This window comes from Vibrio sp. QJM3NY_21 (assembly GCF_057785975.1).
Genome location: NZ_CM173514.1, coordinates 1,252,221 through 1,273,919, shown reverse-complemented (window position 1 = coordinate 1,273,919; position 21,699 = coordinate 1,252,221). Strand labels below are relative to the sequence as shown.

At 43.6% G+C, this 21,699-nt stretch carries 21 protein-coding genes; 14 read left to right on the top strand and 7 right to left on the bottom strand.

The window, feature by feature from the left end; genetic code table 11:
- Positions 1–54: 54 nt before the first annotated feature.
- Both AC3CID_RS21190 and AC3CID_RS21185 read left to right on the top strand, forming a co-directional pair.
- Entirely contained in the window at positions 55–321 is a 267-nt protein-coding gene (locus tag AC3CID_RS21190) for a hypothetical protein (RefSeq protein ID WP_171328242.1), read from the top strand.
- Positions 322–455: 134 nt separating this feature from the next.
- Positions 456–890, top strand: coding sequence for a hypothetical protein (locus AC3CID_RS21185; RefSeq protein WP_488527398.1), 435 nt, complete (start codon positions 456–458; stop codon positions 888–890).
- Between the two features lie 138 nt (positions 891–1,028).
- Here AC3CID_RS21185 and AC3CID_RS21180 read toward each other — a convergent pair whose 3' ends face one another.
- A complete protein-coding gene (locus AC3CID_RS21180; protein WP_081279975.1) occupies positions 1,029–1,520 on the bottom strand; it encodes a cytochrome b in 492 nt (163 codons plus the stop codon).
- A gap of 300 nt (positions 1,521–1,820) precedes the next feature.
- Between AC3CID_RS21180 and AC3CID_RS21175 the strand changes: the two genes are divergently transcribed.
- Together AC3CID_RS21175 and AC3CID_RS21170 are read left to right on the top strand one after the other, a co-directional pair.
- Complete coding sequence (locus tag AC3CID_RS21175) at positions 1,821–2,660, top strand: tetratricopeptide repeat protein (protein ID WP_054547066.1); 840 nt, start codon at positions 1,821–1,823, stop codon at positions 2,658–2,660.
- Positions 2,661–2,804: 144 nt separating this feature from the next.
- The gene (locus AC3CID_RS21170) at positions 2,805–4,082 is read left to right on the top strand and encodes a peptidoglycan DD-metalloendopeptidase family protein (RefSeq protein ID WP_488527397.1); all 1,278 of its coding nucleotides are present in this window, start codon (positions 2,805–2,807) and stop codon (positions 4,080–4,082) included.
- A gap of 177 nt (positions 4,083–4,259) precedes the next feature.
- On the opposite strand, the gene AC3CID_RS21165 is transcribed toward AC3CID_RS21170, so the two are convergent.
- A complete protein-coding gene (locus AC3CID_RS21165) occupies positions 4,260–4,580 on the bottom strand; it encodes a heavy metal-binding domain-containing protein (protein ID WP_004730185.1) in 321 nt (106 codons plus the stop codon).
- 58 nt (positions 4,581–4,638) lie between these two features.
- Entirely contained in the window at positions 4,639–5,565 is a 927-nt protein-coding gene (locus tag AC3CID_RS21160; protein ID WP_146456112.1) for a LysR substrate-binding domain-containing protein, read from the bottom strand.
- Positions 5,566–5,656: 91 nt separating this feature from the next.
- Between AC3CID_RS21160 and AC3CID_RS21155 the strand changes: the two genes are divergently transcribed.
- Positions 5,657–6,694 (top strand): DMT family transporter, encoded by a 1,038-nt coding sequence (locus tag AC3CID_RS21155; protein ID WP_488527396.1) that lies wholly within the window; start codon positions 5,657–5,659, stop codon positions 6,692–6,694.
- Between the two features lie 42 nt (positions 6,695–6,736).
- On the opposite strand, the gene AC3CID_RS21150 is transcribed toward AC3CID_RS21155, so the two are convergent.
- The gene (locus tag AC3CID_RS21150) at positions 6,737–9,760 is read right to left on the bottom strand and encodes an HD domain-containing phosphohydrolase (RefSeq protein WP_488527395.1); all 3,024 of its coding nucleotides are present in this window, start codon (positions 9,758–9,760) and stop codon (positions 6,737–6,739) included.
- A 346-nt stretch (positions 9,761–10,106) separates the two neighbouring features.
- On the opposite strand from AC3CID_RS21150, the gene AC3CID_RS21145 reads away from it, so the two are divergent.
- From AC3CID_RS21145 to AC3CID_RS21130, 4 genes are all read left to right on the top strand, one after another.
- Positions 10,107–10,853, top strand: a complete 747-nt coding sequence (locus AC3CID_RS21145) for a phosphatase (RefSeq protein WP_102444928.1) — start codon at positions 10,107–10,109, stop codon at positions 10,851–10,853.
- Positions 10,854–11,030: 177 nt separating this feature from the next.
- Positions 11,031–11,426 (top strand): cytochrome b562, encoded by a 396-nt coding sequence (locus AC3CID_RS21140; RefSeq protein WP_488527394.1) that lies wholly within the window; start codon positions 11,031–11,033, stop codon positions 11,424–11,426.
- Positions 11,427–11,751: 325 nt separating this feature from the next.
- Positions 11,752–12,102 carry a hypothetical protein gene (locus tag AC3CID_RS21135; RefSeq protein WP_017082430.1) on the top strand — a complete coding sequence of 117 codons (351 nt, stop codon included), beginning with the start codon at positions 11,752–11,754 and terminating at the stop codon, positions 12,100–12,102.
- 111 nt (positions 12,103–12,213) lie between these two features.
- Positions 12,214–13,749, top strand: a complete 1,536-nt coding sequence (locus AC3CID_RS21130; RefSeq protein ID WP_488527393.1) for a PepSY-associated TM helix domain-containing protein — start codon at positions 12,214–12,216, stop codon at positions 13,747–13,749.
- A gap of 130 nt (positions 13,750–13,879) precedes the next feature.
- Here the strand turns inward: AC3CID_RS21130 and gloA2 are convergent, their stop codons facing one another.
- On the bottom strand, positions 13,880–14,263 hold the full coding sequence (gene gloA2 / locus AC3CID_RS21125; protein ID WP_488527392.1) for an SMU1112c/YaeR family gloxylase I-like metalloprotein: 384 nt from the start codon (positions 14,261–14,263) through the stop codon (positions 13,880–13,882).
- The gene (locus tag AC3CID_RS21120; RefSeq protein WP_488527391.1) at positions 14,263–15,195 is read right to left on the bottom strand and encodes a LysR family transcriptional regulator; all 933 of its coding nucleotides are present in this window, start codon (positions 15,193–15,195) and stop codon (positions 14,263–14,265) included. The genes gloA2 and AC3CID_RS21120 overlap by 1 nt, the downstream gene beginning before the upstream one ends.
- A 398-nt stretch (positions 15,196–15,593) precedes the next feature.
- Between AC3CID_RS21120 and AC3CID_RS21115 the strand changes: the two genes are divergently transcribed.
- Both AC3CID_RS21115 and AC3CID_RS21110 read left to right on the top strand, forming a co-directional pair.
- The gene (locus AC3CID_RS21115; RefSeq protein WP_017079740.1) at positions 15,594–16,187 is read left to right on the top strand and encodes a cysteine dioxygenase; all 594 of its coding nucleotides are present in this window, start codon (positions 15,594–15,596) and stop codon (positions 16,185–16,187) included.
- A gap of 137 nt (positions 16,188–16,324) precedes the next feature.
- On the top strand, positions 16,325–17,137 hold the full coding sequence (locus tag AC3CID_RS21110) for a helix-turn-helix domain-containing protein (protein WP_054547057.1): 813 nt from the start codon (positions 16,325–16,327) through the stop codon (positions 17,135–17,137).
- 21 nt (positions 17,138–17,158) lie between these two features.
- On the opposite strand, the gene AC3CID_RS21105 is transcribed toward AC3CID_RS21110, so the two are convergent.
- Positions 17,159–17,905: an EAL domain-containing protein gene (locus tag AC3CID_RS21105; protein WP_237289176.1), complete on the bottom strand. Its 747-nt coding sequence runs from the start codon at positions 17,903–17,905 to the stop codon at positions 17,159–17,161.
- Between the two features lie 368 nt (positions 17,906–18,273).
- Between AC3CID_RS21105 and AC3CID_RS21100 the strand changes: the two genes are divergently transcribed.
- The 3 genes from AC3CID_RS21100 to AC3CID_RS21090 all read left to right on the top strand — a co-directional run bounded on the left by AC3CID_RS21100 (position 18,274) and on the right by AC3CID_RS21090 (position 21,670).
- Entirely contained in the window at positions 18,274–19,467 is a 1,194-nt protein-coding gene (locus AC3CID_RS21100; RefSeq protein WP_488527390.1) for a glycine C-acetyltransferase, read from the top strand.
- Between the two features lie 109 nt (positions 19,468–19,576).
- The gene (gene tdh / locus AC3CID_RS21095; RefSeq protein WP_004730216.1) at positions 19,577–20,608 is read left to right on the top strand and encodes an L-threonine 3-dehydrogenase; all 1,032 of its coding nucleotides are present in this window, start codon (positions 19,577–19,579) and stop codon (positions 20,606–20,608) included.
- A 201-nt stretch (positions 20,609–20,809) separates the two neighbouring features.
- Positions 20,810–21,670, top strand: a complete 861-nt coding sequence (locus AC3CID_RS21090; RefSeq protein ID WP_488527389.1) for a hypothetical protein — start codon at positions 20,810–20,812, stop codon at positions 21,668–21,670.
- Positions 21,671–21,699 lie beyond the last annotated feature (29 nt).

Here is a 21,699-nt window from a genome sequence, read left to right as displayed (position 1 = left end):
GAGCAAAACGTAAGTGCTTGTGTCAGTCACTTTCTGGCGAATATGGAATCGAAAATGTTGTTGGAAGAAGTTGTAGAAATTATCGAATTAACCGACTCAGACCATTTATCTCAAGCAATGGAACTGTTTAACGAGCATGGTTTTGTTGATGCTGAGTATTTACCTTTTATGAATGTTGTTTTTGAAACAGCACCGGATCACCTTGCGAAGAAGTTGTCGCAGGTTGGTTTTAAAGGTTTAGTGCAAGTCGAAAAGAATGAAGATGCATCGGGCTTCACCATTATTGATGCTGACCGCGTTCTGCTAAAAGACTCTGCTTAGCTGTAAGACTTTGCTTAGCTACAAGACTCAGCTTAACTGTAAGATTCTTCTTAATGACAAGAATAAGATTCAGCTTAGTGAAAAGATTCTATCCAGTTCAGTAACACCCGTTATGATTATTTGAGGTTAACACAGTGACAACAGCAACCGTTTCATCAACAGAGCAACACATTTCCAATGAACATGCGCTTTTAGGGGCATCGTTATTAGCGTCTCAAAAAGTTGAGTTGGCTCTGTTCAGTGTTATCTCTAGATTAGCTAAAGCACTGCCAAAGGAACAACAGCAGCCACTAGGCTTGGATTTGGATACCTTTTTAAGGGAAAAGCCAAGTGAGCAAGCCTCTATGCTGAGCCTATACGAACAGACGTTTGGTGAGCAACTTCCTTTGAAAGCCAATGAACTCAACGATTTTATTTACCACCGAAACTTGGTAACTCGTGGCTTTTGGCTAGTGACTGGGGCTGATGTTAAAGGCGGTGAGAAGCTTGCGAACCCAGAGCTATATTTAAAAGAGTTCTTGGCCAAATGTGAATACTGGCAAGTGATGCTTGATACCCAAACCAAGTAATCAAATTGAAATAAGAAAGCCATAGCGAAACATGCTATGGCTTTTTTGTTTGTGTAAACCATGCTGAATTTTTTAAAGCAGATGATTACCTCGAATACTGAGAACATCACTTATATTACTTAAATATCCCTCCAAAATTTAAATCATCATCTTCAATACATAGTTCCTAGAGACAAAGTGGTGTTTAAGTGCAGCACAAACATGAAGAACAACTAAACAGGCTAGTGCAATACAACTGGCACGATGTAAATAGAAAAAGAAGCCGTTGATTGCAGGATCGGTAATTGGGTTATTCACGATCACTAACCAGAATAACGAATAAGGTTCTTTCAGCATCAAATAACCGGTGCTGAAAACCATAAACATCACTAGATACATCAGGGAGTGAGCAAGTTTAGCAACGCATTTTTGCCCTTCAGGTACAGACAGTGGCATGGTTGGTGATGACCGGAAGTGGCTCCAGACATAACGAACCACGAATAATGGCGTCGCAATGGTCGCCAATGACATGTTGAGCACTGACAGAAAAGAAAATAGCTCTGGATGGCTGGTAACATAGTGCATCACATACCCTGCGACTGTTGCATAGATGATGACAGATGCCATGACCCAGTGCAGTACCCGGCTCATTAAATCGTATCGTGGATTGTTCAAATTAACCTCGCTCTGATCGTTATTAATATAAGATTCATCTCGATGCAATAAATCAACTCTTGGTATATTCGCATCGCGAATTAATTATATAGAACAGTATTACGCGGTATTTTTATAATTTAGAAATTAATGATGTTGCTTCAGGTGTTTTATAATAATCAATGATGTTTTAGAGTGTTAATTCCAATAAGGAGAAGGCAGAATTGCCAACTTTCTAGCTTGTCTTGCGATTAAGAGATACAGTTAACAAAGATTAAATATATAAGGAATGTATAAATGCTTCGAACCCTATTGATTGCAGTGTTATCACTGGTCGCGACCATGAGCTTTGCAAGCGAGGAGGTTAAATACTCAGAGAAAGAGTATGTAGACCGACCATTGATGGAACGCTACATCTTAGATGAGTTGAAGCAGTTGCGAATGGAACAGCAAGATCTGGAAAGGCGCTTGACCATTCAGATGACCGATCGTGAGCTTACAGTCGCCGATAAGTCATTGAATTATGCCAATGTCACGGTCACGTATTTCTTCTACATTATTGCGGGTGTTGCTTCTCTTATTGCATTGGTTGGTTGGCAATCACTGAAAGACCTCAAACACACCACCAAAGAAATGGCTGACCAGCGACTTAATTCGATAGCCCAAGACTACGAGAAGAAATTCAATGTTCTTGAAAGGGATCTTAAGCGTAAGACCAGAATTATCTCAGAGAACAACCGAGAAATCGAAATCATCAATGAGATTCACAATTTATGGCTCAGAGCGCAAAACGCTCAAACCGCCGAGCAGAAGATTGAAATTTACGATGAGATATTGAAGGTTCGTCCGGGTGATTTAGAAGCGTTGACCTATAAAGCGGATGCTGCGATGGATATGCAGGAATACCACTGGGCAATGAGCCTATGTAACCGCGTGTTAGAAGTGGATGACCAAAATGCCCACGCCTTGTATCAACGTGCTTGTTCGTATGCAAGGTTAGGAGCAGAAGGTCAGGCTATCGATGACTTAGAGCGTTCTATTGAAGCGAGTGGTTCAATGAGAGAGTTGCTAGCTGAAGAGCCAGACTTTGAGATGCTGCGCGGCTTAGATCGTTTTGAAGCGCTTTGTGAAGAGTAATGTCACTTAAGGTGGTGGGCTTCACACGCCCACCATATTTTGGCAACTTTTGTGGAACGGTTTCTTACATTTCGTTTATTTTTTTGAATTAATTGTTATGTTATAACACTTACCAAGTTCCTTGTTATAACCGCTAAGTATTTTATGAAGTTCCTCCCTATTGGCCTGATCGTGATCGCTATCAGTGCATTCTCGCTTTCCGTTTTGCTCCATTTTCAATCCGAAGCACCAGAAGAAATCTCAATTCAAGTCACCCCTTATAAAGATTTATTAACTCATCAAGAGGGGGCATCAAACTCATATACAGATTCAGAGGCAAGCTCAAGAACGTTGATAAAAGTTCATTATTTCGTGAAGGTTGGAGATACGCTCAGCAACATATTTTCGTCATGGAAACTGCCTTATGAGACAGTTCAAAAAGTGATGGAAGCGGATCTTGAGTCTTTGAAGCTCGATACAATAAAGCCTGGCGATCATCTAGAGTTGCTTTTGGATAGTGACTCTAAACAACTCGTAGAGCTGATTTTCCATGAAAGTCTCGTAGAGCAAGCTGTCTTCACTAAAAATGATGATGGAAGCTTTAATTACCAATTCCATGAAATGCCTGGCAAATGGAAAGAAAAGCTCTATAAGGGCACCGTTCATGGCAGTTTTTCAACGTCAGCATACAAAGCGGGATTAACAACCGCCCAGATAGCCAATATTACTCGAACGTTAAAAGACAAGATTAACTTCTCAAAGCAGTTAAGAGCGGGCGATGAGTTTAATGTGTTGGTCAATGAGCAATACACAGGCGACCATCTAACAGGAAAAACAGAGGTCCAAGGCATATCGATTACGTTACGAGGTAAGGAAGTGGCCGCGTTTCTTGCTCCAGATGGACGCTTCTACGACAGAGAGGGTAACAGCCTTGAGCAAGCGTTCAATCGCTACCCAATAGACAAACAATTCCGAAGAATTACTTCGCCATTTAACCCGTACCGTAAGCACCCAGTGACCGGACGTATATCTCCACATAATGGTACTGACTTCGCAACACCTGTAGGTTCGCCAGTTTATTCAACCGGTGACGGTCGAGTTATTGCTATTCGTAACCACCCGTATGCGGGGAAATACATAGTGATTGAACATAACAGTGTTTACAAAACTCGCTATCTGCATTTGAGCCGATTCTTGGTTAAGAAGGGGCAACAGGTTAAGCGTGGGCAGAAAATTGCGTTGTCAGGCACGACTGGTCGCGTAACCGGGCCGCATTTGCATTTTGAAGTACTGGTGCGAGGAAGAGCTGTGGATTCGATGAAAGCGAACTTACCTTTAGCGAGTTCTATCTTACCTGAAAATAAAGGTGCCTTCTTGTCGAGAGTTGCCTCGTTTGATGACATGCTCTCAGGGCAAAAGGTTGCACCAGTAACATCAAGCTAAGTGTCAGCTTAAAACCGTTCTAACCCTCTGGCGGCTAATCATCAAAGGGTTGGAACGAGTTTTCATTAGGCTGCCTGATTGCTCAGTATCCTAATAGATTAAGTGCTCAAGTGCTCATGTGTTGAGATCTTAAGTGACTAAGTGACTAAGTGACTAAGCGATTGAGCGGCTAGGCGATTAAGCGACGACAACCGCTGTACCGCTCGCCGATACCATTAGCATGCCATTACCCGTTCCTAGTACCTCGTAATCGATATCTACGCCCACAACCGCGTTCGCGCCTGCTTCAATGGCTTTTTGTTCTAGCTCTTTGAAGGCGTAGTTGCGTGCTTTTTCTAATTCTTTCTCGTAGGTGCCAGAACGTCCACCCACAAAGTCACGAATTCCTGAAAACATATCTTTGAAAACATTCACCCCTAGAATGGCTTCTCCGGCGATAACCCCTTTGTAATCGACAATGCGTTTGCCTTCAACAGATTGAGTGGTGGTAATAATCATAATGGCCTCTTGTAAGCTTGATGAGCTGTTACTCGCTGTATGGATTGATAGTTTGGTCTTACTCTTGAATAACATCGCTCAGTGTTGTCTCTGAGCGTGTGAATTCATGCCTCAACCATGTTCTCAGTTTTAGCACACTTTCTTGTTTTAATTTGTTTTTTGGGCAAACAAAATAGAAATCTTGGTGTGGATTCGCGACGGGTTCGCCCAACTCCACTAGCATCCCATGGCTGATGTCATCTTTCACAAACAAGCGATGCGTAACCAATACGCCTAACGAACGAATTGCAGCTTGAACCGCTTGAATAGAGACATCAAACGTTAGATTGCTATGGAATGTGGGCATTGGGATTTGGTAATTGTCGCACCAGACTTGCCAGTCGTGTTGTCGCCTGAGGTTAAAAACGCCAATGGTCGGGTTTTGTTTGACGAGTTGCTGGACGTTTAATCCGGTCTGGTTTTTCAATAGAGCAGGGCTGCACACCAAGACCAGGTCATCGTCGCCGAGCTTTTCGCTGTAATATTGTTCCCATTCGTTTGGCTTGCCATGTACGAGGGCAATATCGACACCTTCTTGTTCGATATCGAAAGGGCCGGTTAATGTCGAAATACGGATATCAAGTGAGGGAGCAAATGCTTGGAATTCGGGGACTCGAGGGATCCACCAGTGCATCGCGAGTGAGTTCACCATGTTGAGAGTGATACGGTGATCGTTAGGCGTTCTGGCAAGCTCTTCGGTGGCTTCTATCACTTGCTCAAGTGCGGGCGCGACCTTTCGATAATATCGCTTACCGGCGGCATTAAGAACAACACGACGACCTACTCGCTGAAATAGCGGTTTATTAACCAGTAGCTCTAGTGATTTGATGGCTTGGCTTACTGCAGAATGACTGACATACAACACTCGAGCAGCGTCGGTCATACTGCCGGTTTCAGCAACAGCAATGAAAGCATAAACGGATTTAAGCGGGACGAGTTTCTTCATTGGTAAGTTTTCCTTACAGTTATGGTTAATATTACTCGCTATTTTTCATCACGTCACGCTTCTAAAATAGGTGTCATAGGAGGTGATAATTATGTCTGATATTACCAAGGCGACGACTTTCATGTTGTTGTCGACGTTCAGTTTGTCTTTGAGTGGCTTGATGGCCAAGTATCTATCTGAAGTGATGCCAATCTCGTTACTCAGTTTTGTGCGTTTTTTGTTACCCAGTCTGTTCTTATTCTTATTCTTGATGTTCTACAAAATAACGAAACCTTCACTCGATATGTGGAAACCTTTAGTGATGCGGGCGATCTTTATGGTGGCGTGTCAGTGGTGTTTCCTTACTTCACTACAAACCTTAACGCTGGTTGAAGGTGTGGTGTTATTCAGTACGGGGCCTCTGTTTATTCCATTGTTAGAAAAATTAATATTCGGAACCAAGATTCATACAACGACTATCGCATGTTTAGCAATTACATTCTTCGGCGTAGTGATGATGGCAGGGGATTGGTCGCAGTTTGAGTTTGGTTCGGAGTTCTTTAGACCTGCGCTATTGCTTGGACTTCTAGCGGGTGTGTTTAATTCTGGCTCGCAAGTGAGTCTGTACCGAGCATCTAAAACCAGCCTGACACCAGCAGAGCTTAACGCATGGACCTTTTTAGTCGCAGCAATACTCGTTATACCTATGCTCGTGTTTACTTCTGTTTCTGCTGTACCAGATATACTTAAGGGGGACAGTGTGTATGGAGCTTTAACGACTTTGCTGTCGTTTGATGGCTTGCGTTGGATTGGACTTGGTGCATTTGGACTCGCACTGTTTACCATCAATACTCAAATTTTCCGCTCCAAGGCTTATAAGCTTGCAGATAGCGGTTCCCAGTTGGCACCACTGATTTTTACTAACATGCTGTTTAGCGCCTTATGGCAGGGTTTGTTCTTTGATGATGTGTTTTCTACTCAGCAGATGATTGGCATTAACCTGATTGTTGTGGCGAGCGTTACCAACACGCTATTAGCGAAGAGACACAGCAAAGCAAAAGCCAAGCAAACACCGCGAGTCACAGTGGCTGTAGCGACGGTAGCCACTGTAGTGGACGTTGCGGTGCTGGATTCTGCGGCTAAAAGCTAATCATTGATCTTATAGCCTAAAGACTAAATGGTTAGCTCAAACTTAAAATAATGAGCGTATGTACTCTTTTACTCGGTCGATGTGTTCGTTTGGTTCAATCTCGCAACGCTGTTTAGTCTCTAGGAATCGCTCAGCGTATTTGTCGTAGATTTTGTTTTCTAAGAACAGCAAATACAGCTTGGGATCGATATGACCGCTGGTGGCCATGTCGGTCATGATATTGAGTGATTCGCTTAGGAGTTTGCCTTTCTTATACGGGCGATCACTAGAGGTGAGCGCTTCAAAGACATCAGCAATGGCCATCGCTCTGGACGGTAGAGGTAATTGGTCTTCGCTTAAGCCTCTAGGGTAGCCCTTGCCGTCGATACGCTCGTGGTGTCCGCTGGCGATATCCGGAATATTCTGGAGGTAAGACGGATAAGGCAGCTTGTTAAGCATGGTGAAGGTTTGAATAATATGATCGTTGATCATGAAACGTTCTTCATCGTTTAACGTGCCACGACGAACTTTCAAGTTGTGCAGTTCACCTTGGTTGTATTTGACTTCTCCTGGCTTAAGCACAAACGCTTCTTGCCATACATCAGCAGGGCTAAAGCCATTGTCCCACGGTATTTTATGCTCAGGCTTATCGGCAAGTAGCGGTTCCATCACCGGTAGTATTTGGTCTTTTCTTGCTGGCTCAGCTTCACTCTTCTCTGTCGTGTCTTGTTGTTCATTAAACCTCTCTTTTTCAGACCATGATAGCCCCAGTTGATCATCCAGCGTGCGTTTCCATTGGCGCTTGGCTATTCGGTCTAAGCGTTCTAGTTGTTCGTCCGTCATCGACTCTCCACCAAGGTTGCACTCAGCAACGAAGGCAAATTCTTCATCCAATTCTGACAAGCTTTGTTCGAGGACCTTAAGCTGATCCTCTTGAAGCGCTCCGTTCGCTATGGCTTTCCAGTAGTCGGTTTCCGCTTGTTGCTTTAACAGCTCGAAGCGCATGCGAACTTCGTGGATTCGGTCATAAATCGTTTCCAGTTTTGTTGCTTTGTCCACCACATATTCAGGTGTGGTGACTTTACCGCAGTCATGAAGCCAAGCGGCGAGCATTAACTCTTCCCACTGTTTACTATCCAATGAGAATTGCGGGTAATAACGGTCATCATCAATGGTTGCTTGAGTCAGCCATTTGGTCAGTTCAGGCACTCGTTGGCAGTGCGCGCCCGTGTAAGGTGATTTGGTATCAATAGCTGATGCAATCAACTCGATAAGGGCATTAAGCATGTCTTTCTGTTGCTGCATTTGGTCAATGTTATCTTTGGCTATCTCCGCAAAGCTGAGCAGTTCTCGTAAGAAGGCGTGCTTGTCTGACTGCATCTTAGTAATCGGTCTTTCATAGCCAATTGCGACGATACCCACCAACAACTTCTCACGGTTTAATAGTGGAAACAGGTACAGATCTGAATTGAAGATTGAATCTTGGTAATAGTTGAGAACATTGTCTTCTCGGTTTAAGTGGATGGTTTCTCCAGATTTAAGTTGGCACAGCAACCAAGGTGTGTGCTTGATGAAGTCATTGATGTCGGCCTTAAAGGGAAGAATGGCGAGGTTCGCGGCCGTATCAAACACATCTTTCTCTTTTGATTGAGTGAAGAGGACGATGGTTTCTGCTTTGGTAATTAAATAGCTTTGATGAGCAATATTTTTGGCTAAGATCGAAAATTCCTGATTACCTGCCGTGTCTCGAAGTAGCGTAATAAGATCATGAAGTGTGTGTTCCATCAGCTCAATTGAGTGGGCGAGGTTAGCCACTTCTTGAATCATGCTTTTGGGATAATGAGTTCGCCTGAAGTCAAATCGTGCGATGTTGTCGGTGAGTTGCATCAGGGTATTGAGAGGCTGAGACAGTCTATTAGCAACAAACCATACGATAGCGAAGCAGATGAACAACATCCCAATCGCGACAGCGACTTGCTTGTCACGCATCGAGATAAGATCAGAGAGCAACTCATTGTGTGGCGTAGCCTCTGCCAAATATAAAATGACATTCTGAGTGAGCTCAACAGGCGTTAGCGTCAATGCCCAAGTGTTTAAGTTGTACTCAACGTTTTTTAGGTTGAGGTTTAATTTCTCCTCGTCGGAGATAAGTGGTGCTATGACGGATGCTTTCAATGCTTCCATCTGTTCACGTTTGGGCACATTAAAGAAGCTTTGGTCTTGCTCACTGCCAGAGAGTTTCCCCGTCGTTTGGTTATTCGTTTTCTCAGTTTTACTTGTGTCGTTAGGCTGGGAGGTAAGCTTGGGAATCGATAGATCAAGTTGATGTTGGCCGAGAAGATTGAAATGTTGATCGAACAGAGCGAGTCGGGTTTGTGGAGAGTAGGCCAATTCACTGATCTGGGAAGAGAGAGATTTCAACGTGAAGTCGGCACCAACGACATGCTTGCCATCCAAAGAACGTCTAGAAAGAGTGATGCCATTGGTTTGCAGGAAATAGAACAGGTAGGGCTCAGAGAGTTGTATTGAGCCGTCAGGCTTTGCGTTACGAAACCAAGGTCGAGTCGTGGGGTTGAACTTACTCTCGGCTTGTCGGGTACTGATCACTTGGTGTGCGCCATCGAGAAAGGTAATAAAGTTTTCACCATCTAGATTGGTGCTGCTGACCATCATGGTCGCTTTGGCGGGAGCGTTGTTATCGGCTCTCTGTTTAATGGAACTCAGAGGGCGAAAGATTCTGAAATCACCATCTTCAGAGCCATAGAACAGAGCGACTAAATTAGTATTTTGTTTGAAGATGATATCGACCGAAGCAAGCCAAGATTCTTTTTCGACGGAGGAGGTTTGATGAGCAACAAACGGGCTCACTGCCATCACGTTTAAGGTTGTGATGACTGGGGCAATAGCTTGTTTAAATACCGATTCCAACTTATCGCGATGTTCATTACTGACTTCGCGCACGGTGCCTAAAAGCAGTTCTTGAGAGTGCCGATAACTTATTGAAATCAGTACGGTACCGACAAGAGTGGTCAAAATTAAGAAAAGGCTAGTGATGTGGATACTCAGCGGATATCGTCTTCTTCTCATCTAACACTCCAGTTTGTAGACTGGTTTAAGTATTGACGAACTTGGGTAGGTTGCAAAAAATTGGCGTAATTACCGAGTATGTTCGATTTTACTCAGATAAGAAAAGCTTTAGTGTCTTCTGGTTAGCCACGTATTATCGTGCTGTGTAAATGAACTCGCAAGAAACCCTTATGTTTAGGTGCTAATTGTCACTTTCAGCTGATAAACTGGTCGAATTGTTGCCATTAAGCATTCCTTTTCAGAAGCACTCCTTTTCAGAAAAAGGTGCAGGCACTCCTTTCCAGAAAGAGACTCAGAGTTACTTTCTGAAAAACGTTTTTTGACCAAGCGAAGAGAGCATTGATTCATGGAACTCAAAGTAGATACCCACACCCACACATACGCAAGTGGCCATGCTTACAGCACGCTGATCGAAAACGCCAAATCGGCGAAGCAAAACGGTTTAGCCATGTTTTGTACTACTGATCATTCAGAATCCATGCCGGGCGCGCCACACTATTGGTTTTTCAGCAATCAGCGTGTGCTCCCTCGTTTTATTGAAGATGTCGCAATTATTCGAGGTGTCGAGTCAAACATCATGAACACACAGGGTGAAATCGACATTCATCCGAGTGTGGATAAGAACTTGGATTGGGTGATCGCGAGTTTTCATGAGCCAGTATTTCGCCCGTCGGATGTCGCTACCCATACAGAAGCATTGTTGAATGTGATTAAAGGCGGCCGAATTGATGCGCTTGGTCACTTAGGAAACCCTAATTTTGATTTCGATTTTGAAGCTGTGATTCAATGTGCGGCGGAACATAACGTTGCGATCGAAATTAACAACACCACGCTTAAAGGCAATAGCCGAGTTGGCAGTGTTGACCGCTGTTATGAGATTGCAAGAATAGCGAAAGCGAAAGGTGCGTTTGTTACGACAGGTAGCGATGCGCATTTCTGCGTAGATGTCGGTGGCTTGGACTTAGTCGCTGTATTGTTAGACAAAGTAGGTGTGGATTCGAGTAAAGTGGTCACTCATTCGCCACAGCAATTTTTGGCATTTTTAGCATTGCGTGGTCGCCAATCTATTGCTGAATTTTCGGTATTTGAGTGATGGAATGTCCGTTACTTTTTACTTTTTAGTCATTGGTTAGCTAGCTAGTTTGCATTTCGACACAATCAATTTTTGTGCCCGACGGATTTTTGTATACACTAGCCGAAAATAATAAAGTCGAAGTGCCACAATAACGATGGCGCTATCTTCAAAGACATCGCTTCACCTGGAGAAACAATGAAAACTCGCTCAATCCTTTTATCTGGCTTAATCGCTGCTTCGCTATTGTCTGGCAACGCTTTTGCTAATGTTGACCTTAAGAAAAACATGCAAGAAATGAAGCTTGCGTTCAAACAAGCGGCAGAAGCTCAAAACATTGAAGAGATGCAAAAGCCTATCGTACGTATCGACACGCTAGTTGCTGAGCTCAAAACGGGTGTTTACCCAATTGTGAAAGAAGAACACTTCATGGAAGGTTTCAAAAAGATCAGTGCATCGATTGATAGCATTGAGAAGAAGCTAGACCAAGGTGAATTTGAATCTGCACAGCAAGAGCTTCGTACTATCGATGGCCTTCGTGAAGAGTATCACGAGAAGCGTAATCCAAGCATTTGGAGCAAGATCTTCGGTTAATTTGCTAATCAATTGAGTTTGCTTGATACGTAACAAAGAGCAAAGCCTCAAGATTCGATTTCTAAAACGCTGTCTTACATTACCCTCTCTAGAGGAAGGTGTAAGGCGGCGTTTTTTATTGTCTTTTTTCTAAACAGTTTACTGCTATTTTCTAGACATGTTACTGCTAATAGGTGCGTAACATTCTTTTGGCTCTTTGGTTGTAACCAGTTTTTAACTAAAAAGAGTGTGCGTTAGCTTCAATTTTTTAACCTGATGTTAATCTTTACGTTTACCTATATAACAAGTGCCTCATAATAAGGAAAATTTATAAAGATTAGGAATAATGCGCCGAACTTCGTTCAACTTCTCCATGTTACTTGCTACAGCATTAAGCTGGGTGCTAGTGACATTAATGCCTGTTATCAATGCTCATGGTAATAGTGCGGGAGTATGGGCGTCGTTATGTACGGTCAACGGCTTTGAACTGGTTCAAATTGAGGAAGGCGAGCCCAATACTCACAAAGGAAAGCCGTGTCCATTTAGCCATTTTTCCACGTTTCACCAAGACGAACTTCCAACTACACTACTGACAACTCGACTGAGTTCTATTGTCTCAGACAGCTACGCTTTTTTGGCTCTAAGCGAACGCTACACGAGGCAAGCCCCGCGCGGCCCTCCCTTTGATATTGCTTAAACCTAACCTTCTAAAATAATTAAAAAACAAAGTATTAAGTAAAGTTAAACATGCTCAGATTACTTTCTGATTCTTCAGAAGGTATGTTTGCGTGTGTCAAAGGAAATAATAATGTTGAGAAATGAATCTCAAAGCTCTGCGAAAGCACAAGCGACTTCGCAGTCTACAAGCAGTGCAACAACCGGTTCGAGAACCAATATAAAAAACAAAGACCGCAATAAAACTCTCTACTTCCTCACTTGGCGCTGGCACTTCTATGCCGGGCTATTCGTTATCCCATTCATGTTGATGTTGAGTATTACTGGTTTGGTGATGTTGTTTGATGATGAAATTGAACTCGCTTTCCATCAAGACGCGATTGAAATTGTTGCATCGGGCGAACCGATCAAGGTGTCGCAACAATTAGCTGCCGTACAGCATCAATACCCACAAGGTACGGTGACACAGTTTGTACCGAGTAAAGTCCCTGATCTTGCGAACCGATTTTCTGTATCGCTTGAAGATGGCACTTCCGTTTTCGCCACGGTGAATCAATACACTGGTGAAGTGGTAGGAGAAATCCCGCGCAGCGATAGCCTGTACCAACTGGCGAATGACATTCACGGCACTTTGTTGATTGGTGATTGGGGTGATTACCTAATTGAAGTCGCAATAAGCTTGTCTATTCTGTTACTCATCAGTGGCATTTACTTATGGCTTCCTCGAGATAACGCTAGCCGCGCTGGTTTTCTTAAGCTTCGATTTGGTTCAGGAACGCGTGTTTTAATGCGTGATCTGCATGCGAACATCGGTGGAACACTATCATTCATTCTTCTGTTATTTATTCTATCGGGATTATCATGGACAGGTTTTTGGGGCGGTAAGCTAGTGCAAGCATGGAGTACTTTTCCTGCTCAAATGTGGGACGACATTCCTCTGTCTAACGAAACGCATGCTTTTTTAAATCACGGGGCTGAGGAGGAAATGCCTTGGAACCTAGAGCAAACGCCACTGCCTTTGTCTCAAGATAAGCCAGCAGAACATGTCCACCAAGTAGAAGAAGCGTCTGAAGATCATGATCATTCTAAGATGGGTGAAGATCATTCTCAGCATGTATTATCTGCGAGTAATTTCTCGATTGATGATGTGATAGAAAAAGCTCAATCTCTTGGTTTTACGCAATATAAAGTCAATTTCCCGCGCTCAGAAACGGGCGTTTACACCGTGGCTGCGAATACCATGGGCGGTGACATTATCGATCCAACCCAAGATCGCACGACTCACCTCGACCAATATTCAGGGCGCATCCTAAGAGAGGTGACGTGGCAAGATTACAATTTATTCGCCAAAACCTTAGCCGTCGGTATTTCTCTGCACCAAGGTGACATCAGCATCATCAACAAGCTTCTAAATGCGTTGTTCTGTTTGGCATTCATTTTGGTGTCAGTGACTGGTGGAGTAATGTGGTGGATGCGCAGACCTTCAGGCCAAAGAAAGTTGGGAACTCCACCGAAATTTGGTGATGCAGGCTTATGGAAAGCGGGTTTAGTGACTGTGGTTGTTATTTCGGTACTGTTTCCACTCGCGGGTGCAACGATTGTGACTGCAATGCTATTGGATTGGTTACTGTTTTCACGCGTTGAGAGATTCAAGACCGCGTTGAGTTAATTGACACGTAAACGGACTTTCTCGACTTGAGAAAGTCCGTTTTATTCATCAGATGGGCGATTCTTTTGTGAGGAAGACTTTAGACTAGATACAGCGCTAGATTTGATAAAGCTTTAGATCTGATAAAGCTTTAGATCTGATACAGCTCAAGCGGCAGGCCGTCTGGGTCTGCGAAAAACGTAAATGATTTCCCCGTAAACTCATCAACTCGAATCGGTTCGACTTCAATGCCTTGCCCTTCCAAATAGCTTTTGGCATGTTGAACGTCATCAACACAAAAAGCCAAATGTCTCAGCCCTTGAGCTTCCGGAAAGCTTGGTCTTTCAGGTGCGTCAGGGAAGCTGAATAATTCTATTTGAGCGCCATTAGGCAGTGCCAAGTCAAGTTTGTACGATTGACGCGCTCCACGATAATTCTCCGCAATCACTTCAAGCTTTAAAACTTCTGTATAAAAGCGTTTAGAGACTTCATAGTCTGAGCAAATAATGGCGGCGTGGTGTATTCCTTTCAGCATTAGTTTATTTCTCCTGCCAGCTTGTCACCCAAGTGTTCCATCGCATAATCAATGAACACACGCAATCGGGCAGGCATGTACTTGGTTTGAGCAAACTGCATCGCGATAGCGCCATGGTAGTTACTCTTGATAGTCCAATCTTCCAGTACTTGCACTACAGAACCTTCAGCCAATGCATCTTGAATCACGAAGTCATGGAAAATACCTACGCCAAGCCCTTCTTTAACACCTTTCAATCGCATCTGAGAGTGGTTCACAGCGTAACGTCCGCTGACGGGGACTGTATAAAACTCATCACCTTTAAGAAAGTCCCAAATGTGGTCTTTATCTGTTTCTGCAAGGTATAAGCAGTCGTGCTCAGAAAGCTCGGTAGGGTGGTGAGGAATTCCTTTGGCATCTAGATAGTCGGGGCTCGCACAAAGTACAAGGTTCGTCTTGCCTAGCTCTTTTAAAACCAAACTCTCATCGGGCTTATCAGTGAGGCGGAAAGCAATGTCGATGCCTTGACGTAAAATATCGATGTCACCATCGGCCGCTCTCAATTTAAGTTGGATTTCTGGATACTGATTTAAAAATGGCACAACGAAAGGCTGCAATACCGAGTTCAAGAAGGCTTCAGGCGCCGCTACCGTTATCGAGCCTGCAGGCTCAGTATGGTCAGAGGTAGACAGTTCAACGGCTTGTTGAGCCGCGTTGATCATCACCACGCTCTGGTCGTATACCAACTGGCCTGCTTGCGTGATGATTAATGTACGAGTGGTACGTTCAAACAGCTTTACTGAGAGCGCTTTTTCTAAACGTGTGATCAATTTACTCAACGCTGAAGGTGTCACGCCTAGCTGCTTTGCTGCAGCGGTAAAGCTACCTTCATTCACAACTAAGATAAACGAGGCGAGATCGGGAAGTAGGGCGATGAGTTTTGGGTTAATCATAAGTATCCAGTTAGACTGATTTCAACGGTGGCCATAACCTTGATTGTGAGTGATATCTTCTAATTTGTGAATCAATTTCATCAATTGATACGCGCAATAGTAGTCGTGATGGAAGCCGTTCTTTTGTTGTTCCTATTTCATATTACTCAGTTATTCACATCTCAAGTCAATATGGCGATTCCGTTGATTCAAATTGGTTGTTAGATGCTTTTGTTATATGAATGTAAATACTTGTGATTGCTTGTTAAATTTAATTTAAACGGTGTTAGTATCCTCCCAACTTGTGCTGAATCGAATCAGCCATATTTCATCGTTCGAAGAGAGCTTTCAACTTCAACTTCAACTTCAACTTCAACTTCGAGTTCGGAAGAGCAAAAACATAATCAGAGGTAAGTATTTTGCAACGTACTGATATCACCCCAACGCAATCTCCCGCGTTAGCCGCGTTAATTAATAACGATTATGAGCTTAATTTCCAAGAGTTTATGGACCAAATACAGCTGGCGAATAAACCCATGTCTCTGGCTTCCATTCGGTTCATATTGGATAACATCGAGCTGAGTAAAGAAGAGATCAAGTCGTTGGCGAGTTTTGATAAAGAAACATACTGTCGACAAAGGCTTTTCAAAAATGACCACTGTGAAGTTTTAATTTTGAGTTGGCTAAATGGACAAAGAAGTAAAATACACGATCATTTGAATACGTCTTGTGGCGTAAAGGTTCTACATGGGCAAGCAACGGAAACCTTGTTTGAAACGGCGGCTAATGGTCACATTTTTGCTTCTCAGTCGACTCATTTCCAAGAGGGCAGTGTGACCGTCAGTAAAGATAATGATATCCATCAGATATCGAATCTACAGGCTGGAGATGAACCGCTCATTACGTTACATGTGTATTCGCCCCCTTTAAGCCAATTCCATCTCTATCAGCTAGAGAGCGGTAAGTCGGAGCTGCTCGACATACAACAAGAGTGCTGGGCCTACGAGATTTAACATTTATCTGTAGCGACCTGCCTACAAATACCAACCAAGTTCTGGGGGAGTTTTGGTTAAACGAGGTTATGCCCAATGCATCATGTCATAGTAGAGATAAGTAAACTACACTAGTTAAAAAGCTAGGTAAGTGACAGATGAATAAAGACAATTTCCCAATTGAGCTAAAACGACTTCGTGAATCAGCGTCCATTTCACAGGAAGAATTTTCAGAATTGCTTTCCAATTCTCATCGAGCATTTTTTGGTGTTAATCAAGTAATGGTCAGTCAGTGGGAAAGGGCAAAGACGCTGCCTAGTTTTGTTCGTCGCCTTGGTATCGCGAGTTTCTTTCAGGTCGACTATGATTTTTCGGTAGAAGAAATGGTGCAAGTCAAAGCCGCGACAAAGAATATGGAACGTCCGTCTAATGCCGATATTGGCTACGACTATGAGGTCACAAGCGTAGAGTCATACAACATGGGTTCGCTTCCTGCGAAAAGGCTTAAGTCGATTCAAGGGATGCACCTCAAAACTTATGGCAAAGACTTTATCGAGGTAGCTCAGTATCTTGGCGTGAGAAAAGACGATATGCAGGTGCTTTGCTTCTTGTTCGAGGGAGTCATTATTGGTCATGTGGTTTACGATGGCCTCAGTAAGATGCTTTGCAGTGTTGGCGCGGTTAGCATCGTGATTCGACGCAAGATCTTCGATTACATGGCAGATAATTTGGCAGGCATTGAATTTCGCTTTCCGACTCTTGATCCTGCAATGTCCCAGTTCCTCTATGATCTTTACTTAGAGCCATACATGAGCAAGCTCGGCATGCCGTTTTTCAAGGCTGATATAAAGAAATTAGTGAATAATCCGTTCTCTCAAAACATCCAAAACAAACACGATATCTACTTCAAGTACATTCGATATCACGACCTTAAGCAGAAGAAAAAAAGCGTCGAGTTTGTTTTAAGCTAACGTTACTTGAGTTCCAACTATCTACATGACAAATCTAAGATCAGTTAAAGGCAGTGGCTTTGAGTATAGAAAGCCTTGATAGCTGTCAAAACCTAGCTGGTGGATTAGTTGACGTGTATCTGTGTCTTCAACGCCTTCCGCAACGGTTTCGATTCCAGACTCTTTGCAGTACGCCAGAGTGCGCTTAACCAAGTCGGAGCTTGCTGGCTCAATACTGTTCACAATCGATTTATCGAACTTCACTTCATCGACATTAAGGCCCATCACCTTATTTATGTCTGAATAGCCAATGCCAAAATCGTCGATAGAGATTCTGACACCCAGAGACTTAAAGCGCTTAATTTGCTCACAAAGCTGCTCATCCAACTGATCATTTTCACTTAGCTCAAAGGTAAGCTGTTCTGCCTTGAAAGACGCATTCCAAAGTAACTCACGAACTTTCTGCACGTTATCAGGGTTCGCCAGTACTTTCTTACTGATGTTCACGGCTAAGTTCAGGTGAACAGAAAGCGATTTTACCTCTGTTAATGATTGCTCAAGCACACTAAAAAAGATCTCTTCTTCATAACCCAATGCAAACGCACGATCGATAAATACGCCCGGAGAGAAAATCCCTTCCTCTGGAATGTCTAGGCGAAATAGCGCTTCAACCCCAGTCACTTTCTCGACACTAGGCTGAACCTTTGGCTGATAAAAGCAGGTGTGCCAGTCATTCTTGAAAGCTTCTTGTATGGTGTTGTCAGATAGGGTCATTTGCTTGTTTCTCATCTTGTCTCATTTGCATCGCGGCGTAACGGTCGCACATTCTGAGAGAATCGGAGAATCATCACTATATCGTTCTGAGATGAAAAATTGATATTTGATATGAATGTGAAATTAGACAGAGACGGAAGGTAATTTGACGTTAAAAAGAACAGGTAAGAAGCGTTTATGTGCCCTGCGTCACTGGGATGAACTATTATTAGTGCCTGTGATTCATTAATGTTTTTCCAACTAAAGGGATAATCGAGAAGGAGATGTTCAACTAGAATAGGGGTATAAGTTTTACAGTGTAAATGATCGAATTGAAATCGTTTACATCCCCTACATAATGCGGCGCGCGATGCTGCTGAATAATAATTAGGAAGGAATAGACAATGTCTTCTGCATTTTACCAACAGATTCAAACTCAAATCGAAGAAGTTAAAGAAGAAGGTCTTTACAAGTCAGAGCGCATTATTACTTCTGCACAAAAAGCAGCGGTTTCTATCTCGACTGGTGAAGAAGTACTAAACTTCTGTGCAAACAACTACTTAGGTCTTGCTAACCACCCAGCTCTTATCGAAGCAGCTAAAGATGGTATGGATCAGCACGGCTTTGGTATGGCTTCAGTACGTTTCATCTGTGGTACTCAAGACTCTCACAAAGAACTAGAGCAAAAGCTATCTACGTTCCTTGGTAAAGAAGACACTATCCTTTACACATCTTGTTTTGATGCAAACGCTGGCCTATTCGAAACGATTCTAGGTAAAGAAGACGCAATCATCTCTGATGCTCTAAACCACGCATCTATCATTGATGGTGTTCGTCTATGTAAAGCAATGCGCTTCCGTTACTCGAACAACAACATGGAAGAGCTAGAGCAACAACTTATCGCAGCTAAAGAAGCGGGTGCTCGTCACACGCTTATCGTAACTGACGGTGTGTTCTCAATGGACGGCGTAGTCGCTAACCTTCCTGCTATCTGTGACCTTGCTGACAAGTACGGCGCACTAGTGATGGTTGATGACTCTCACGCAGTTGGCTTCATGGGCGAAAACGGCGCGGGTACTCACGAGTTCCACAACGTTGTTGACCGTATCGACATCATCACAGGTACGCTTGGTAAAGCAATGGGTGGCGCTTCAGGCGGTTACACTGCTGGTAAGAAAGAAGTGATCGACTGGTTACGTCAGCGTTCTCGTCCATACCTATTCTCTAACTCTGTTGCACCTGCAATCGTATCTGCGTCTATCCGCGTTCTAGATCTTCTTGCGGAATCTGGCGACCTACGTACTCAACTATGGGAAAACTCTGCTCACTTCCGTATTCGCATGGAAGAAGCGGGCTTCACTATGGGCGGTGCTGACCACGCAATTATTCCAATCATGCTGGGTGATGCAAAAGTAGCGGCTGAATTCGCAGAGCGTGCACTAGAGAAAGGCATCTACGTGGTAGGTTTCTCTTTCCCAGTAGTACCAAAAGGCCAAGCTCGTATCCGTACGCAAATGTCTGCAGCACACTCACGTGAGCAACTAGACCACGCAATTGACGCGTTCATCCAAGTTGGTAAAGACATGGCTATCATCTAATTTTAAAGGGGTGCCTTTGCATCCTTTGATTAGATAGAACAACACCCAATAGAACATATAGATTTTTGATTCTCGCCTTACTGTTAGGCGAGATGAACTGGATAACATTATGAAAATTAAAGCACTTTCTAAGCTTAAGCCTGAAGAAGGCATCTGGATGACCGAGGTTGAAAAACCTGAAATGGGTCATAATGATCTTCTTATCCGTATTAAGAAAACCGCAATTTGTGGTACAGACGTACACATCTACAACTGGGATGAGTGGTCACAAAACACAATCCCAGTACCTATGGTAGTAGGTCACGAATACGTGGGTGAAGTTGTTGGCATCGGCCAAGAAGTTCGTGGTTTTGAAATCGGCGACCGTGTATCTGGCGAAGGTCACATCACATGTGGTCACTGTCGTAACTGTCGTGGCGGCCGTACTCACCTTTGTCGTAACACAACAGGTGTTGGTGTAAACCGCACTGGTGCGTTCTCTGAGTTCCTTGTGATTCCTGCGTTCAACGCATTTAAGATCCCTGCAGAGATCTCTGACGATCTAGCATCAATCTTTGACCCGTTTGGTAACGCAGTACACACAGCGCTTTCTTTCGACCTAGTAGGCGAAGACGTGCTAATTACTGGTGCTGGTCCAATCGGTATCATGGCTGCTGCTGTTGCTAAGCACGTTGGTGCTCGTCACGTTGTAATCACTGACGTAAACGAATACCGCCTAGATCTTGCCCGTCAAATGGGTGTAACTCGCGCAGTAAACGTAATGGAAGAGAAGCTTGAAGACGTAATGGCTGATCTTGGCATGACTGAGGGCTTCGATGTAGGCCTAGAAATGTCTGGTAACCCATCTGCGTTCAACAGCATGCTGACTAACATGAACCACGGCGGTAAGATCTCTCTACTAGGTATTCCACCATCAGACATGGCAGTAGACTGGAACCAAGTCATCTTTAAAGGCTTGGTTATCAAAGGTATCTACGGTCGTGAGATGTTCGAAACTTGGTACAAGATGGCTTCACTAATCCAGTCTGGCCTAGATCTAACACCAATCATTACTCACCACTACAAAGTGGACGACTTCCAGAAAGGCTTCGACATGATGCGCTCTGGTATGTCTGGTAAAGTAATTCTAGATTGGGAATAAGCAAAAGGAGTAAATACTCCCGAGCTTCCTGATTAATTAAAAATGCCTCAAAGCGATTTGGGGCATTTTTGTATCCAGACTTTGTCTGTTTCTTTATCTAGGCTTCGCTAATTCCCTTCTGTCACTTAATGGCCATTTTGTCTCTCATTAGTCTTTAAAATACGCGCAATACACTGCGTTTAATTTTTAAAGAGGGCTCCAATGGCTTGTAAACCACTTGCACTGATAATAACTGGAATATTATTAACGCCGAATTTTGCTAGCGCTGATGTCGACATTTCGAAATCTGAAAGCGATCAAGCAGCAGAAAAGGCAGCAAAGGAACTTGCAAACCCAAACACAGCTTATGCTAGCCTTAATTTAAAGCTCCAGTATTCAGGTGGTTACGATGGTGGAGGAGATGCTTTCGCGACCGTCTTACAGCCGACATTGCCGTTTCCAATGGACAATGGTGATAAAGTAATTTTCCGCCCGGCTATCTCTTATGTACAGAACGATTTCCATATGGATACACCAGCAAGCTCGCAGCATATGGATCAGTCCGGTGTTACAGATATCTCATTTGATTTAGCTTATGCGCCTAAAATGGAGGGCGGTACTATTGTCGCTTTCGGTCTCTTTGCTTCTTTACCAACGGGCAGCAGCGAGCTCACGGCAGATCAATTTGCTGTTGGCCCTGAGTTTATGTTCGGTAAGGCAAGCAGCGAGCGAGTTGTAGGTGTTTTCCCAAACCACTTGTATGGTATTTCTGGAGACGGAGCCGACCATTCTGATACTCGAATCAACAAGACATCGACACAAGTCTTTTGGGTGGAGATATTAGGAGGAGGTTGGACGATAGGTTCTGCGCCGACATTCTCGTATGACTGGAATAAGGATCAGGCGGAAATTCCGTTAAATATAAGTGTAAGTAAAACAACGGTTTTGAATGGGCGTCCTTGGAAGTTTGGAATTGAAGCGAATTATTACCTTGAGAAAGACGAAGAAACGCGTCCAGATTTTATGTTGAGCTTTAATATCAGCCCAGTTGTGGAAAATAAGCTGGCGTCTTTGTTCGATTAAGCCGTTATTTGAAATACAGTTTTAGAAAC

Coding starts and splice junctions, on each gene's coding strand:
- AC3CID_RS21160 (WP_146456112.1), bottom strand. CDS start 5,565: ATGAAGAAACTCGTCCCGCTTAAATCCGTTTATGCTTTCATTGCTGTT.
- AC3CID_RS21135 (WP_017082430.1), top strand. CDS start 11,752: ATGCGCCGAACTTCGTTCAACTTCTCCATGTTACTTGCTACAGCATTA.
- AC3CID_RS21130 (WP_488527393.1), top strand. CDS start 12,214: ATGTTGAGAAATGAATCTCAAAGCTCTGCGAAAGCACAAGCGACTTCG.
- gloA2 (WP_488527392.1), bottom strand. CDS start 14,263: ATGCTGAAAGGAATACACCACGCCGCCATTATTTGCTCAGACTATGAA.
- AC3CID_RS21145 (WP_102444928.1), top strand. CDS start 10,107: ATGGAACTCAAAGTAGATACCCACACCCACACATACGCAAGTGGCCAT.
- AC3CID_RS21155 (WP_488527396.1), top strand. CDS start 5,657: ATGTCTGATATTACCAAGGCGACGACTTTCATGTTGTTGTCGACGTTC.
- AC3CID_RS21105 (WP_237289176.1), bottom strand. CDS start 17,905: ATGAGAAACAAGCAAATGACCCTATCTGACAACACCATACAAGAAGCT.
- AC3CID_RS21190 (WP_171328242.1), top strand. CDS start 55: ATGTTGTTGGAAGAAGTTGTAGAAATTATCGAATTAACCGACTCAGAC.
- tdh (WP_004730216.1), top strand. CDS start 19,577: ATGAAAATTAAAGCACTTTCTAAGCTTAAGCCTGAAGAAGGCATCTGG.
- AC3CID_RS21090 (WP_488527389.1), top strand. CDS start 20,810: ATGGCTTGTAAACCACTTGCACTGATAATAACTGGAATATTATTAACG.
- AC3CID_RS21100 (WP_488527390.1), top strand. CDS start 18,274: ATGTCTTCTGCATTTTACCAACAGATTCAAACTCAAATCGAAGAAGTT.
- AC3CID_RS21175 (WP_054547066.1), top strand. CDS start 1,821: ATGCTTCGAACCCTATTGATTGCAGTGTTATCACTGGTCGCGACCATG.
- AC3CID_RS21150 (WP_488527395.1), bottom strand. CDS start 9,760: ATGAGAAGAAGACGATATCCGCTGAGTATCCACATCACTAGCCTTTTC.
- AC3CID_RS21120 (WP_488527391.1), bottom strand. CDS start 15,195: ATGATTAACCCAAAACTCATCGCCCTACTTCCCGATCTCGCCTCGTTT.
- AC3CID_RS21140 (WP_488527394.1), top strand. CDS start 11,031: ATGAAAACTCGCTCAATCCTTTTATCTGGCTTAATCGCTGCTTCGCTA.
- AC3CID_RS21110 (WP_054547057.1), top strand. CDS start 16,325: ATGAATAAAGACAATTTCCCAATTGAGCTAAAACGACTTCGTGAATCA.
- AC3CID_RS21165 (WP_004730185.1), bottom strand. CDS start 4,580: ATGATTATTACCACCACTCAATCTGTTGAAGGCAAACGCATTGTCGAT.
- AC3CID_RS21170 (WP_488527397.1), top strand. CDS start 2,805: ATGAAGTTCCTCCCTATTGGCCTGATCGTGATCGCTATCAGTGCATTC.
- AC3CID_RS21180 (WP_081279975.1), bottom strand. CDS start 1,520: ATGAGCCGGGTACTGCACTGGGTCATGGCATCTGTCATCATCTATGCA.